The organism is Actinophytocola sp., assembly GCF_050699915.1.
GTDB lineage: Bacteria > Actinomycetota > Actinomycetes > Mycobacteriales > Pseudonocardiaceae > Actinophytocola.
This window is the reverse complement of record NZ_JBOHGA010000018.1, coordinates 13,303-25,448: the sequence shown is the minus strand read 5'-3', so window position 1 is coordinate 25,448 and position 12,146 is coordinate 13,303. Positions and strand designations below refer to the sequence as shown.

Annotated in this window: 10 protein-coding genes and 1 pseudogene; 7 read left to right on the top strand and 4 right to left on the bottom strand. The window is 71.4% G+C overall.

What is annotated here, in order from left to right:
• The first annotated feature begins 215 nt into the window (after window positions 1–215).
• Window positions 216–1,517 (top strand): ATP-dependent Clp protease ATP-binding subunit ClpX, encoded by a 1,302-nt coding sequence (gene clpX, locus ACRDSK_RS05550; protein WP_431438839.1) that lies wholly within the window; start codon window positions 216–218, stop codon window positions 1,515–1,517.
• A gap of 1 nt (window position 1,518) precedes the next feature.
• On the opposite strand, the gene ACRDSK_RS05545 is transcribed toward clpX, so the two are convergent.
• A complete protein-coding gene (locus tag ACRDSK_RS05545; protein WP_431438837.1) occupies window positions 1,519–2,343 on the bottom strand; it encodes an alpha/beta fold hydrolase in 825 nt (274 codons plus the stop codon).
• A gap of 39 nt (window positions 2,344–2,382) precedes the next feature.
• On the opposite strand from ACRDSK_RS05545, the gene ACRDSK_RS05540 reads away from it, so the two are divergent.
• Window positions 2,383–2,979 (top strand): RBBP9/YdeN family alpha/beta hydrolase, encoded by a 597-nt coding sequence (locus tag ACRDSK_RS05540; RefSeq protein ID WP_431438835.1) that lies wholly within the window; start codon window positions 2,383–2,385, stop codon window positions 2,977–2,979.
• On the opposite strand, the pseudogene fdhD reads toward ACRDSK_RS05540, so the two are convergent.
• Window positions 2,966–3,710 (bottom strand): annotated as a pseudogene (gene fdhD / locus ACRDSK_RS05535) (formate dehydrogenase accessory sulfurtransferase FdhD). The gene ACRDSK_RS05540 and the pseudogene fdhD overlap by 14 nt on opposite strands.
• A gap of 85 nt (window positions 3,711–3,795) precedes the next feature.
• Here fdhD and ACRDSK_RS05530 point away from each other — a divergent pair.
• Together ACRDSK_RS05530 and ACRDSK_RS05525 are read left to right on the top strand one after the other, a co-directional pair.
• Window positions 3,796–4,362: a winged helix-turn-helix domain-containing protein gene (locus ACRDSK_RS05530; RefSeq protein ID WP_431438834.1), complete on the top strand. Its 567-nt coding sequence runs from the start codon at window positions 3,796–3,798 to the stop codon at window positions 4,360–4,362.
• 242 nt (window positions 4,363–4,604) lie between these two features.
• Window positions 4,605–6,125, top strand: a complete 1,521-nt coding sequence (locus ACRDSK_RS05525) for a phytoene desaturase family protein (RefSeq protein ID WP_431438833.1) — start codon at window positions 4,605–4,607, stop codon at window positions 6,123–6,125.
• Between the two features lie 54 nt (window positions 6,126–6,179).
• On the opposite strand, the gene ACRDSK_RS05520 is transcribed toward ACRDSK_RS05525, so the two are convergent.
• Together ACRDSK_RS05520 and ACRDSK_RS05515 are read right to left on the bottom strand one after the other, a co-directional pair.
• Window positions 6,180–6,431 (bottom strand): mycoredoxin, encoded by a 252-nt coding sequence (locus ACRDSK_RS05520; protein WP_431438832.1) that lies wholly within the window; start codon window positions 6,429–6,431, stop codon window positions 6,180–6,182.
• Window positions 6,432–6,508: 77 nt separating this feature from the next.
• Window positions 6,509–7,489 carry a hypothetical protein gene (locus ACRDSK_RS05515; protein ID WP_431438831.1) on the bottom strand — a complete coding sequence of 327 codons (981 nt, stop codon included), beginning with the start codon at window positions 7,487–7,489 and terminating at the stop codon, window positions 6,509–6,511.
• Window positions 7,490–7,644: 155 nt separating this feature from the next.
• Here ACRDSK_RS05515 and ACRDSK_RS05510 point away from each other — a divergent pair, with 155 nt between their 5' ends.
• From ACRDSK_RS05510 to ACRDSK_RS05500, 3 genes are read left to right on the top strand one after another with little or no spacing between them, the layout of a single operon-like run.
• A complete protein-coding gene (locus ACRDSK_RS05510; RefSeq protein WP_431438830.1) occupies window positions 7,645–10,275 on the top strand; it encodes a valine--tRNA ligase in 2,631 nt (876 codons plus the stop codon).
• Window positions 10,276–11,637 (top strand): bifunctional tetrahydrofolate synthase/dihydrofolate synthase, encoded by a 1,362-nt coding sequence (gene folC, locus ACRDSK_RS05505; protein WP_431438829.1) that lies wholly within the window; start codon window positions 10,276–10,278, stop codon window positions 11,635–11,637.
• Window positions 11,634–12,074, top strand: a complete 441-nt coding sequence (locus ACRDSK_RS05500; protein WP_431438828.1) for a DUF4233 domain-containing protein — start codon at window positions 11,634–11,636, stop codon at window positions 12,072–12,074. Before folC ends, ACRDSK_RS05500 begins: the two co-directional genes overlap by 4 nt.
• Window positions 12,075–12,146 lie beyond the last annotated feature (72 nt).

Sequence of the window (12,146 nt, the reverse complement as noted above, 5' to 3'; positions counted from 1 at the left end):
TCGGGGTCCCACGGGAGTGGGCCACCTGATCGGCCGAATCCGACAACTCGGTGGGTAGGTTCTCCCATTGAGTGGGGGTTGGCAGGTACCGTCGAAGGCAACAGGCACACGACCGGGCCTGGAGCGTGGTGCGCGACACTGCACTCGAGGTTCGTTCCAGCCATACATCCAGGCGTGCGCTGCGGGTACGCCGGAGGGGACAGAGGTCAGCGGTCATGGCGCGTATCGGTGACGGCGGAGACCTGCTGAAGTGTTCTTTCTGCGGGAAGAGCCAGAAGCAGGTGAAGAAACTCATCGCCGGCCCCGGCGTATACATCTGCGACGAGTGCATCGACCTCTGTAACGAGATCATCGAGGAGGAGCTGGCCGAGGCCGGCGACGTCAAGCTCGACGAGCTGCCCAAACCGGCCGAGATCGACGAATTCCTCGACCAGTACGTGATCGGCCAGGACGAAGCCAAGCGCACGCTGGCGGTCGCGGTCTACAACCACTACAAGCGCATCCAGGCGGGCGACCGGGCCCGCCCGGAGGCGCGTGAGGGCCGCGAGTCCCGCGACGAGACCGTCGAGCTGGCCAAGTCCAACATCCTGCTGCTCGGCCCCACCGGCTGCGGCAAGACGTACCTGGCCCAGACGCTCGCGAAGCTGCTCAACGTGCCGTTCGCGATCGCCGACGCCACCGCGCTCACCGAGGCGGGCTACGTCGGCGAGGACGTCGAGAACATCCTGCTCAAGCTCATCCAGGCGGCCGACTACGACGTCAAGCGGGCCGAGACCGGGATCATCTACATCGACGAGGTCGACAAGATCGCCCGCAAGAGCGAGAACCCGTCGATCACCCGCGACGTGTCCGGCGAGGGCGTGCAGCAGGCGCTGCTGAAGATCCTCGAGGGGACCACCGCGAGCGTGCCGCCGCAGGGGGGCCGCAAGCACCCCCACCAGGAGTTCATCCAGATCGACACGACGAACGTGCTGTTCATCGTGGCCGGCGCGTTCGCGGGCCTGGAGCGGATCATCCAGGACCGGGTCGGCCACCGCGGCCTCGGCTTCGGCGCCGAGATCCGCTCCAAGGCCGAGACCGACGAGGCCGACTTCTTCTCCGACACGATGCCGGAGGACCTGATCAAGTTCGGCCTGATCCCGGAGTTCATCGGCCGCCTGCCCGTCGTGGCGAGCGTGACGAGCCTGGACAAGCCGTCGCTGGTGCAGATCCTGACCGCGCCGCGCAACGCGCTGGTCAAGCAGTACCAGAAGCTGTTCGAGATGGACGGCGTCGAGCTGGAGTTCACCGACACCGCGCTCGAGGCGGTCGCCGACCAGGCGATCCTGCGCGGCACCGGCGCTCGCGGCCTGCGCGCGATCATGGAAGAGGTCCTGCAGCCGGTGATGTACGACATCCCGAGCCGCACCGACGTCGCCAAGGTCGTCATCACCGAGCAGACCGTCCGCGAGAACGTGAACCCGACGATCGTCGCCCGCCAGCCGTCCCGCCGCGAGCGCCGCGAGAAGTCGGCCTAGCTCAGGCCAGCCAACTTTCCGCGGCCTGGCGGAACTCGGCCGGGCGCTCGACCCACGGGTAGTGCCCGCACTGCTCGAGCAGCACCACGTCCCCGGACGGGAACAGCCCGGCCAGCGCCGTCACCGGTGCGATGCCGGTGACACAGTCCCGAGCCCCGCCCAGCACCAGCACGGGTGCGCGCACGGCCGACAGCCGCTCGGCGAGGTCGGCGGGCGGGTCGACGCTCAGGTACGCGAGCCCCGCGGCCAGGTAGTAGTGCGCCGTCCGCGCGTGCTCCTCCTCGACCACCGTCCACGCCGCGTAGCAGAGCGGGGCGACGGCCCGCTGCCAGTCGTTGAACCGCTCCTCGTCCGCCAGATCCGGTCCCGCCTCGCGCGCCGCTAGAGCCGCGCTGACCTCCGGCTCGTGCCGCCGGGCGGCGATGAGCGCGTCTGCGTCGGACGGAACGTCGACCAGGTCTCCTGCCGGCGGCGTGATCAGCAGCAGTCGCGCCACCCGGTCCGGGTACTGGACCGCGTAGGCCATCGCGAGCCGCGTGCCGGCCGAGTGCGCGGCGAGCGCCAACCGCTCGAGGCCGAGGTGCTCGCGTAGCGCCTCGACGTCCGCGGCCTGCCGCCAGTACGAGCCGGTCTCGGGGTCCGCCGGCGCGGGCGAGAGGCCGACACCGCGTAGGTGCGGCACGACCAGCCGGCCGGAGAGCCCGGCCAGGTCGCCGACGTAGCTGGGGTGCCGCGCGGCGCCACCCGCCAGCACGACGAGGGGCGGGCCGTCGCCGTGCACGTCGTAGTGCAGCGACGCGTTGTCCGCGGCGAGGAAAGTGGGCACGCCGAACCCTATCGGCGTTCGTCGGTGCAAGGATGAGCCATGCTGCCGTACGTCCTGCTCCTGCACGGGCACACCGGATCCGGGCCGAGGCACTGGCAGAGCTGGCTCGCGGGCGAGCTCGCCAACTCCGGCGGCGGCGTCGACGTCCCCCAGCTCACCGACCCCGACCGGCCCGACCTGGAGGTCTGGCTCGCCGAGCTGCGCCAGCATCTGGGCGCCGCCCCGGCCGGCGGCGAGCGCGTCCTGCTGGCGCATTCCGCCGGCGCCGCGCTCTGGCTCCACCACGCCGCCCGGCTCACCGGCGACCACGCCGAGCTGGCGCTGCGGTTCGACCGCGTCCTGCTCGTCTCGCCGCTCGGCCCGGGCTTCGAGCACCCCGACGTGCACGGCTTCACCCCGGCCCCGCTCGACCCCGCCGGCGTGCGCCGCGCGGCCTCGTGGACCCAGCTGGTGGTCGGCGACGACGACAAGGCCTGCACGATCGACGACGCCGTCGCGATGGCCGCCGGGCTGCAGGTCGACCTGGACGTGATCCCCGGCGGCGCGCACCTGAACACCGACGCCGGCTACGGTCCCTGGCCCGCGGTCCTCGGCTGGGTGCGCGACAAGCACACCCGGATGGTCACGAACCGGTGATCCGCTCGGCCCGCGAGTAGACGTTCATGCTGGTGCCGCGCAGGAAGCCGACCAGCGTGACGCCCTGCTCCGCGGCCAGCTCCGCCGCGAGCGAGGACGGCGCCGACACCGCGGCGAGCTCCGGGGTGCCGGCCATCGCGGCCTTCCGTACCAGCTCGAACGACGCCCGCCCGGACACCATCAGCACGGTGCCGCCCAGCGGGACCCGGCCGTCCAGCAGCGCCCAGCCGGTGGCCTTGTCGACCGCGTTGTGCCGGCCCACGTCCTCGCGCACGACCAGCGGCTCGCCGTCGGTGGTGAAGATGCCGGCCGCGTGCAGACCGCCGGTGGACTCGTACACCCGCTGCTGCTCGCGCAGCCGGTCGGGGAGGGTCGAGAGGGTCTCGGGCAGCACCCGGCAGTCGTCGCCGGCGGGGGGAGAGAACCGGGTCTTCAGCCGCACCGCGTCCAGCGCCGCCTTGCCGCACGTTGTAGGTGTTGCGGCCCTGGTCGTCCAGGCCGTCGCAGTAGCGCGCGGTGGACACGTCGCCTGCCGCGCCGATGACGCCCTCGGTGAGCAGGAACCCGTGTGCCAGCTCGACGTCGTGGCCGGGAGTGCGCATCGTGACCGCGAGCGCCTTCCCGCCGACCCTGAGCTCCAGCGGCTCCTCGGCCGCGAGCGCGTCCTGGCGGCTGCTGCTGCCGTCCTCGGAGATCCGCAGCACCGGCCGTCGCACGGTCACCCGTCCCATGGCCTACAGCCTACGATCGCCGTTAACAAGAAGTCTTTAGAAAGAGTTCTTGCTAAAGAAGTGCTTAGCAAGCTATGTTGTCATCATGGCCGACGAGAAGCAGATCACCGATCCCAAGGCGCTCCGCGCGCTGGCGCACCCGTTGCGCTGGCAGCTGCTGGAGATCGTGGGGCGCGAGGGGTCGGCGACGGCCACGCAGTGCGCGCAGGAGACCGGCGAGAGCGTGGCCAACTGCTCGTACCACCTCAACCTGCTCGCCCGGTACGACTACGTCGAGAAGGCCGAGGGCGGACAGGGGCGGGAGAAGCCGTGGTGTCTCGTCGGTGACAGCCAGCGGTTCGGCGCCGGCGGCGATGCCGACGTCGACACCCGGCTCGCCACCCAGGCCGCATCCAGCGCGTTCCTCGACTACGAGCTCGCGCTGATCCGCGACCGGGTGCTGCACCTGCACCTCGAAGCGGCCGAGTGGCAGGAGTCCACCGGCATCGACAACGGCAACGAGTTCCTGACTCCCGGCGAGGTCGAGGAGTTCCGCCGCGCGGTGCGCGACCTCATGGACCGCTTCCGCGAGCGGCGGACCGACCCCGCCAAGCGGCCCGAAGGCGCCCGCTCGGTCAACCTGTTCTTCTCCACCACCGTCAAGCCCGACTGACCTTCGCTCACGACGCGGCCACCGGTACCCCGGCTGGCCTTATTCACCCTGCCCGGAAGGAGATTCGCCATGGATCCGTTCAGTGCCGACATCATCGCCAGCAGCCGTCGCCGGGACCTCATCGAGGAGGCCGAGACGGCGCGTACCGCCCGCGCCGCGCGCGATCGTTCGGACGAACCGTGCCCGCAACCCCGTCCGAAGGGAGGCTCCGTGCGCCCCAGACGCCTAGTAGCGTGGCCTGGGTGACGCAACGCTACGACGTGGTGGTGGTCGGCGGCGGCCACAATGGCCTGGTCGCCGCCGCCTACCTGGCCCGTGCCGGCCGCTCTGTCCTGGTCCTCGAACGGCTCGAGCGGGTGGGCGGCGCGGCCGTCAGCGCCACACCGTTCGCCGGCATGGGCGCCCGGCTTTCTCGGTACTCCTACCTGGTGAGCCTGCTGCCCGCGGCGATCGTCGCCGACCTGGGGCTGCGGATCTCACTGCGGTCGCGCTCGGTGTCGTCGTACACGCCCGTCGAGGGGGCCGCAGGGCTGCTCGTCGAGCGCGAGCCCGGGCCGGCGACGGCCGCGTCGTTCCGCGCGCTCACCGGCTCGGACACGGAGTTCGAGAACTGGTCGGCCTGGTACTCCTCGCTCGCCGCGATGGCGAAGGCGATGGCGCCGACCATGCTCGCGCCGCTGCCGTCGCGCGACGCGCTGCGCTCGCTGGTCGTCTCCGCGGCCGGGGAGTCGTTGTGGCAGCAGGTGTTCGAGCACCCGATCGGCGAGGCGATCGAGGAGACGTTCGTGCACGACCTGGTGCGCGGGGTGGTCGCGACCGACGCGTTGATCGGCACGCACACCTCGCTGCGCTCGGAGTCGTTGCTGGCCAACAGGTGCTTCCTGTACCACCTGATCGGCGACGGCACGGGCGAGTGGCGCGTGCCGGTCGGCGGGATGGGCGCGGTGACCGGTGAGCTGGCGCGCGTCGCTCGCGAGTCCGGGGCGACGATCGTGACCGGTGCCGAGGCGATGTCGGTCGACGCGGACGGGGTGAGCGGCGAGGTCCGGTACGTCCACGGCGGCGAGGAGGTCACGGTCGCCGCCGGACACGTCCTGTCGGGAGTCGCGCCCGCGGTGCTGGATCGCCTGCGGGGCAAGGCTTCTGCCTCGCCCGCCGGCGCGCAGCTGAAAATCAACATCCTGTTGCGACGGCTGCCCCGGCTGCGCGACGGCGTCGACCCGCGCTCGGCGTTCGCCGGTACCTTCCACCTCGACGAGTCCTATGTGGAGCTGGAGGACGCGTACACCGCGAGCGCGGCGGGCTCGGTCCCGGATCTGCTGCCGGGCGAGATGTACTGCCACACGCTGACCGACGAGTCCATTGTGGATCCCGGACTGCACACGCTCACGCTGTTCGGCTTGCACCTGCCGGCGCCGCTGTTCGAGGCCGACAACGCGGGCCTGCGCGAAGATCTGGCGCGGCGCTACCTCGCCGCGCTGAACCGCCATCTGGCGGAGCCGATCGAGGACTGCCTGGCCACCGACGCCGAGGGCCGGCCGTGCGTCGAGGCGCGTACGCCGCTGGACCTGGAGGAGGAGCTGGCGATGCCCGGCGGCCACATCTTCCACGGGGACCTGGCCTGGCCGTACCGCACCGAAACGGGCCCGTGGGGCGTGGAGACGGACGTGGCGAACCTCCTGCTGTGCGGCAGCGGCGCGCAACGAGGCGGCGGCGTGAGCGGCATCGCCGGCCACAACGCCGCGATGGCCGTCCTGAGCTAGCCCTTCTCGGGGCGGGTGCAGCCGCCGAGGCGTTACGGCGTCCTCTGTGGACGGTCAGGCGGCGAGCTGGGCCTTCACCTGCGCGAGGGTCGGGTTGGTCAGCGCCGCGCCGTTCGGGAAGTGCACCGTCGGCACGGTCTGGTTGCCGCCGTTCACGCTCATCACGAACTCGGCCGCGCCCGGCGTCCGCTCGATGTCCACCTCGGCGTACTCGATGCCCTCGCCCTCCAGCTGCGACTTCAGGCGCCGGCAGTAGCCGCACCAGGTGGTCGAGTACATCGTCAGCTTGCCCGGCTTCTGGGTCATCGCGCGCTCCCGTGGGTGGAGGTTCCACGGTGCATAACGCATGACACCCCCGGGTCATGCCCGCGGCGTGACGGACCTCACTGCGAGCAGCCGCTCGTCGCCGGGAGCGGGCTCGTCGGGTCGAAGTACGTCGCCGGCGCGCGGTTCGGGTTCGAGGTGACCGTGCGCTCGGTGACGGCCGGTGCCAGGTACCCGCGCCGGTAGGCGTCGCAGCCGATCGAGTAGGCGTACCCGGTGGCGTCGCCGTACCAGAGGCCCTGGCTGCCCGCGGTCCACCGGTCCCCGGCCCGGATCACGTAGTCGACGTCGGCACGCACGACGACCAACACGTTCATCGCGTCCACGAGCCGGGTGGGGCCCTCCGGCTTGAACGCGTACACGAACACGTAGTTGGTCCGGACCACGAGCTCGCCGGCGTCACCGGCGCGCACGACCATCTCGCCGTCGACCTTCGGCTCGACCGGCAGCAGCACGCTGCCCTTGGCCACCATGCTGACCAGCGACTGCACGTCCGGCTCGCGCCCGCCGCCGAACAGCGGCCCGAGTTGACGCCGCGCGTCCGGCGCCAACTTCGCCAGGAACCCCTCCGGGTCGTGGTCCATCAGCATCCGCCGGTCCACCCGGCTCGCCACCAGGACGTCCCGCACCTGCTCGGTGGCGTTCGACACCTGCTCGGCGGAGAACCCGTTGACCGGGGTGGCCGTCGGCGGCGCGATCCCGTCGGCGCCGTCCGCCCAGTCGGCCGCGGGGGTCGACCGGTACGGGTTCTCGACGTCGAGCATGGGCCCACGGTTCGGCGCGACTCGCGGCTCCACCTGCGGCTTCGTGGTCGGCTCGGCACCCATCAGCCGGTCCATGGTGCCGGTCTGGACCACCAGGATGGCGCCGGCGCCGAGCGCGAGCGCGATCATCCCTGCCGCCAGCCAGTGGGCGTGCCGGCGCCGCCGCGCGGAGCGCAGCAGCATGCGCACGTCGGCGCTTGCGGTCGCGCGACGTGCGGCGCCGGTCCAGGCGGCGTCGTCGGCCGCCGGATCGGCGGCTGGCGGGCGAGTGGTCACCTTCTCCCCAATGGGCCGTGGTTGACGAATCAACCAGGTCACCCCAAGACTTCTCAGGTATTCAGCACATCGATTTGGCAGTTCGCCGTGTTAACAACCGCTGTTGGGGGGAACTCGAATGCGAGCCGGTCAGCGCGGTTCGTAGACTCCCGAGCGTGACCAACACCGCATCGCGACAGACCACCGACCTCCCGCCGGCCTGGGAGCCGGCGGCGGTAGAGGCGGAGCTGTACCAGCGGTGGGTGGACGCCGGTTACTTCGGCGCGGACCCGCACAGTGAGAAGCCGGCGTTCTGCATCGTCATCCCCCCGCCGAACGTCACCGGCAGCCTCCACATGGGACACGCCCTCGAACACAGCCTGATGGACGCGCTGACCCGCCGCCGCCGCATGCTGGGTTACGAGACCCTGTGGCTGCCCGGCATGGACCACGCCGGCATCGCCACACAGAACGTCGTGGAGCGCGAGCTCGGCAACGAGGGCAAGTCCCGCCACGACCTGGGCCGGGAGGCCTTCGTCGACCGAGTCTGGGAGTGGAAGGCCAAGTCCGGCGGCCAGATCCTCAACCAGATGCGTCGGCTCGGCGACGGCGTGGACTGGAGCCGCGAGCGGTTCACCATGGACGAGGTGCTGTCCCGGGCCGTGCTGACGATCTTCAAGCGGCTCTTCGAGGACGGCCTGATCTACCGCGCCGAGCGGATCATCAACTGGTGCCCGCGCTGCCACACCGCCCTGTCCGACATCGAGGTCGAGCACTCCGACGACGAGGGCGAGCTCGTCTCGATCCGCTACGGGCACGGCGACCAGTCGATCATCGTGGCCACCACCCGCGCCGAGACGATGCTCGGCGACACCGCGGTCGCCGTCCATCCCGACGACGAGCGCTACCGGCACCTGATCGGCACCGAGGTCGAGCTGCCGCTGACCGGCCGGATGATCCCGGTCGTCGGCGACGAGCACGTCGACCCCGAGTTCGGCACCGGCGCGGTGAAGGTCACTCCCGCGCACGACCCCAACGACTTCGAGATCGGCCGCCGCCACGAGCTGCCGGCGCTGACGATCATGGACGAGCGCGGTGTGATCACCGCGCACGGACCGTTCGAGGGGCTGGACCGGTTCGAGGCGCGGCCGGCGGTCGTCGCCGCGCTGCGCGCGCAGGGCCGCATCGTCGCCGAGAAGCGGCCCTACATCCACGCGGTCGGGCACTGCACGCGCTGCGGCACGGTGGTCGAGCCGCGGCTGTCGTTGCAGTGGTTCGTGAAGGTCGCGCCGCTCGCCAAGGCGGCCGGCGACGCGGTGCGCGACGGCCGGACCACGATCCACCCGCCGGAGCTCGCCAAGCGCTACTTCGACTGGGTCGACAACATGCACGACTGGTGCATCTCGCGCCAGCTGTGGTGGGGGCACCGGATCCCGGTCTGGTACGGCCCGGACGACAAGGTCGTCTGCGTGGGGCCGGACGAGGAGCCGCCGCAGGGCGAGGGCTGGAGTCAGGACGCCGACGTGTTGGACACGTGGTTCTCCTCCGCGCTGTTCCCGTTCTCGACGCTGGGCTGGCCGGACGAGACCGCCGATCTCGAGCGCTTCTACCCGAACCACCTGCTGGTCACCGGCTACGACATCCTCTTCTTCTGGGTCGCCCGGATGATGATGTTCGGGCTCTACGCGATGGACGGACGCCAGCCCTTCGACCACGTCTTCCTGCACGGCCTGGTGCGCGACGCCAAGGGCAAGAAGATGTCCAAGTCGCGCGGCAACGTCATCGACCCGCTCGACTGGCTCGATCGTTTCGGCGCCGACGCCACCCGGTTCACCCTGGCTCGCGGCGCCAATCCGGGCGCGGACATGGCGATCTCCGAGGAGTGGGCGGGCGGCTCGCGCAACTTCGGCAACAAGCTGTGGAACGCCACCAGGTTCGCGCTTCTGCAGGGGGCGACCGCGGCGGGCGAGGTGCCGGCGCGCGAGACGCTCACCGACGCGGACCGCTGGATCCTCGACCTCACCGACGCTCTTGTGTCCGAAGTGGACGATCTGTACGAGGACTACCAGTTCGCCAAGCTCTGCGACGGGCTCTACCACTTCACGTGGGGCGAGCTGTGCGACTGGTACCTCGAGCTCGCCAAGGTGCAGATGGCCGAGGGCGGCGAGCGGGCCGACTCGACGCGGGCAGTGTTGGGGCACGTGTTCGACATCGTGCTGCGGCTGCTGCACCCGCTGATCCCGTTCGTCACCGAGCGGCTGTGGACAACGCTGACCGGCGGCGAGTCGCTCGTGGTCGCGAAGTGGCCGAAGGCGGACGGGCACGCGGCCGACGCCGGCGCGGCTCGCCGGATCGCCGGCGTGCAGAAGCTCGTCACGGAGATCCGCCGCTTCCGGTCCGACCAGGATCTGCGGCCGGGCCAGCGGGTTCCGGCCCGACTGTCCGGTGTGGACGCCGCAGGACTGTCGGCGCTCGCCCCGGCGGTCGCCTCGCTCGCCAAGCTCGAGGATCCCGGCGAGGGCTTCACGCCGAGCGCGTCGGTCGAGGTGGCGCTGGCCGACGGCACGGTGCACGTGGAGCTGGACCTGTCCGGCACGGTCGACCTCGCCGCCGAGCGCAAGCGGCTCGCGAAGGACCTCGCCGCGGCCGAGAAGGAGTTGTCCGGCACCGACGCGAAGCTGGGCAACCCCAACTTCACCGACAAGGCTCCGGCCGAGGTGGTCGCGAAGATCAAGGCCCGGCGCGAGCTCGCCGCGGGCGAGATCGAGCGGATCACCGCGCGCCTCGAGCTCCTGCCGAAGGTCTGAGTGTCCACAGTGGAGGAATCCGTTTGGGACGATCTCCGTCAGGTCGAGGCGGAGCTGGACACCCGCTGGCCCGAGACGAAGATCGAGCCGTCGCTGACCCGGATCGCAGCGCTGGTCGACCTGCTCGGTGACCCGCACACGACCTATCCCGTGCTGCACGTCGCCGGCACCAATGGCAAGACGTCGGTGGCGCGGATGATCGACGCGCTGCTCACCCGGATCGGCCTGCGGGTCGGCCGGTTCACCAGCCCGCACCTGCAGGTGGTGACCGAGCGGATCGCGGTCGACGCCGCGCCGATCGCACCCGAGCGCTACGTCGAGGTGTACCGCGACGTCGAGCCGTACGTGGCGATGATCGACCGCGGCGCCGAGGTGCAGCTGTCGAAGTTCGAGGTGCTCACCGGGATGGCGTTCGCGGCGTTCGCGGACGCGCCGGTCGACGCCGCCGTGCTCGAGGTCGGTCTCGGCGGCACGTGGGACGCGACGAACGTGGCGGACGCGCGGGTCGCGGTCGTCGGCCCGATCGGCGTCGACCACGTCGAGTACCTCGGCTCGGACCTCGCCGGCATCGCGCGCGAGAAGGCCGGCATCGTCAAGCCGGGCTCGGTCGCGCTGTTGGCCGAGCAGCCGCCAGAGGTCGCGGCGGTGCTGCTGGAGCGGTGCGCGGAGGTGGACGCCACCGTGGCGCGGGCCGGCCTGGAGTTCGGCGTGCTGCGCCGCGACGTCGCGGTCGGCGGGCAGCTGCTGAAGCTGCAGGGGCTCGGCGGCGCGTACGACGAGATCTTCCTGCCGCTGCACGGCGCGCACCAGGCGGCCAACGCGGCCCTCGCGCTGGCTGCCGTGGAGGCGTTCTTCGGTGCCGGCGCCCAGCGCTCGCTGGACGCGGAGGCGATCCGCGAGGGCTTCGCGTCGGTGACCGCGCCCGGTCGGCTGGAACGGGTCCGCTCGGCGCCGACGGTGTTCGTCGACGCCGCGCACAACCCGCACGGTGCGCGTGCGCTCGCCGAGGCGCTCGAGTCGGACTTCGGCTTCCGCCGGCTCGTCGGTGTGGTGGGAACCATGCGGGACAAGGACGTGGCGGGCATCCTGTCCGCGCTGGAGCCGGTGCTGGACGAGATCGTGATCACCACGAACTCCTCGGAGCGCGCGCTCGACCCCGCCGACCTGGCCGACGCGGCGACCGAGATCTTCGGCGTCGATCGGGTCAACGTGTACCCGCGGCTCGACGACGCCGTCGAGGCCGCGATCGGGCTCGCCGAGGAGGACGCGGGGGAGCCGCTGTCGGGCGTCGGCGTGGTGATCACGGGCTCGGTAGTCACCGCCGGCGAGGCGCGGGCTCTGTTCGGCAAGGACCCGGCGTGACGTCCCGGCCGGTCGACCCGCTGCGGTCGTTCGCCGGGGTGATGGCGGCGACGCTGCTGCTCGAGATGATCGTGGTGTTGCTGTCGATCCCGGTGGTGGCGAAGCTGGGCAGCGGGATGGCGACGTGGCAGGGCGTGCTGGTCGTCGTGGTCGCGGTAGCGCTGCTGCTGACGTGCGCGGTGCTGCGGCGGCCGTGGGGGATCTGGGTGGCCGCGGGGCTGCAGGTGGCGCTGATCGTGTGCTGGGTGGCGCTGCCGGCGCTGGGCGTCGTGGGCGTGGTGTTCGGCCTGGTGTGGGCGATCCTGCTGTGGATGCGCTGGGACGTCGCGAAACGCATGGCCGAGGGCCGCCTACCGAGTCAGCAGCCCACGGAGCCCGTTGCGGCCCCAGAGCCGGCCGAGCCGCCGAACTCCCCGTCGAAGTCCACAGAGGACTGACCGCCACCGCCGCGGCAGCCGAGTTGTCCACAGGCGACTCCCCGCGCGCCCGAAATCATCGGTCCTACCCGG

What these genes read in the sequence shown, in the direction of transcription:
- clpX (WP_431438839.1), top strand. Translation starts at nt 216, where the DNA reads ATGGCGCGTATCGGTGACGGCGGAGACCTGCTGAAGTGTTCTTTCTGC.
- ACRDSK_RS05540 (WP_431438835.1), top strand. Translation starts at nt 2,383, where the DNA reads ATGCTGCCGTACGTCCTGCTCCTGCACGGGCACACCGGATCCGGGCCG.
- ACRDSK_RS05520 (WP_431438832.1), bottom strand. Translation starts at nt 6,431, where the DNA reads ATGACCCAGAAGCCGGGCAAGCTGACGATGTACTCGACCACCTGGTGC.
- ACRDSK_RS05530 (WP_431438834.1), top strand. Translation starts at nt 3,796, where the DNA reads ATGGCCGACGAGAAGCAGATCACCGATCCCAAGGCGCTCCGCGCGCTG.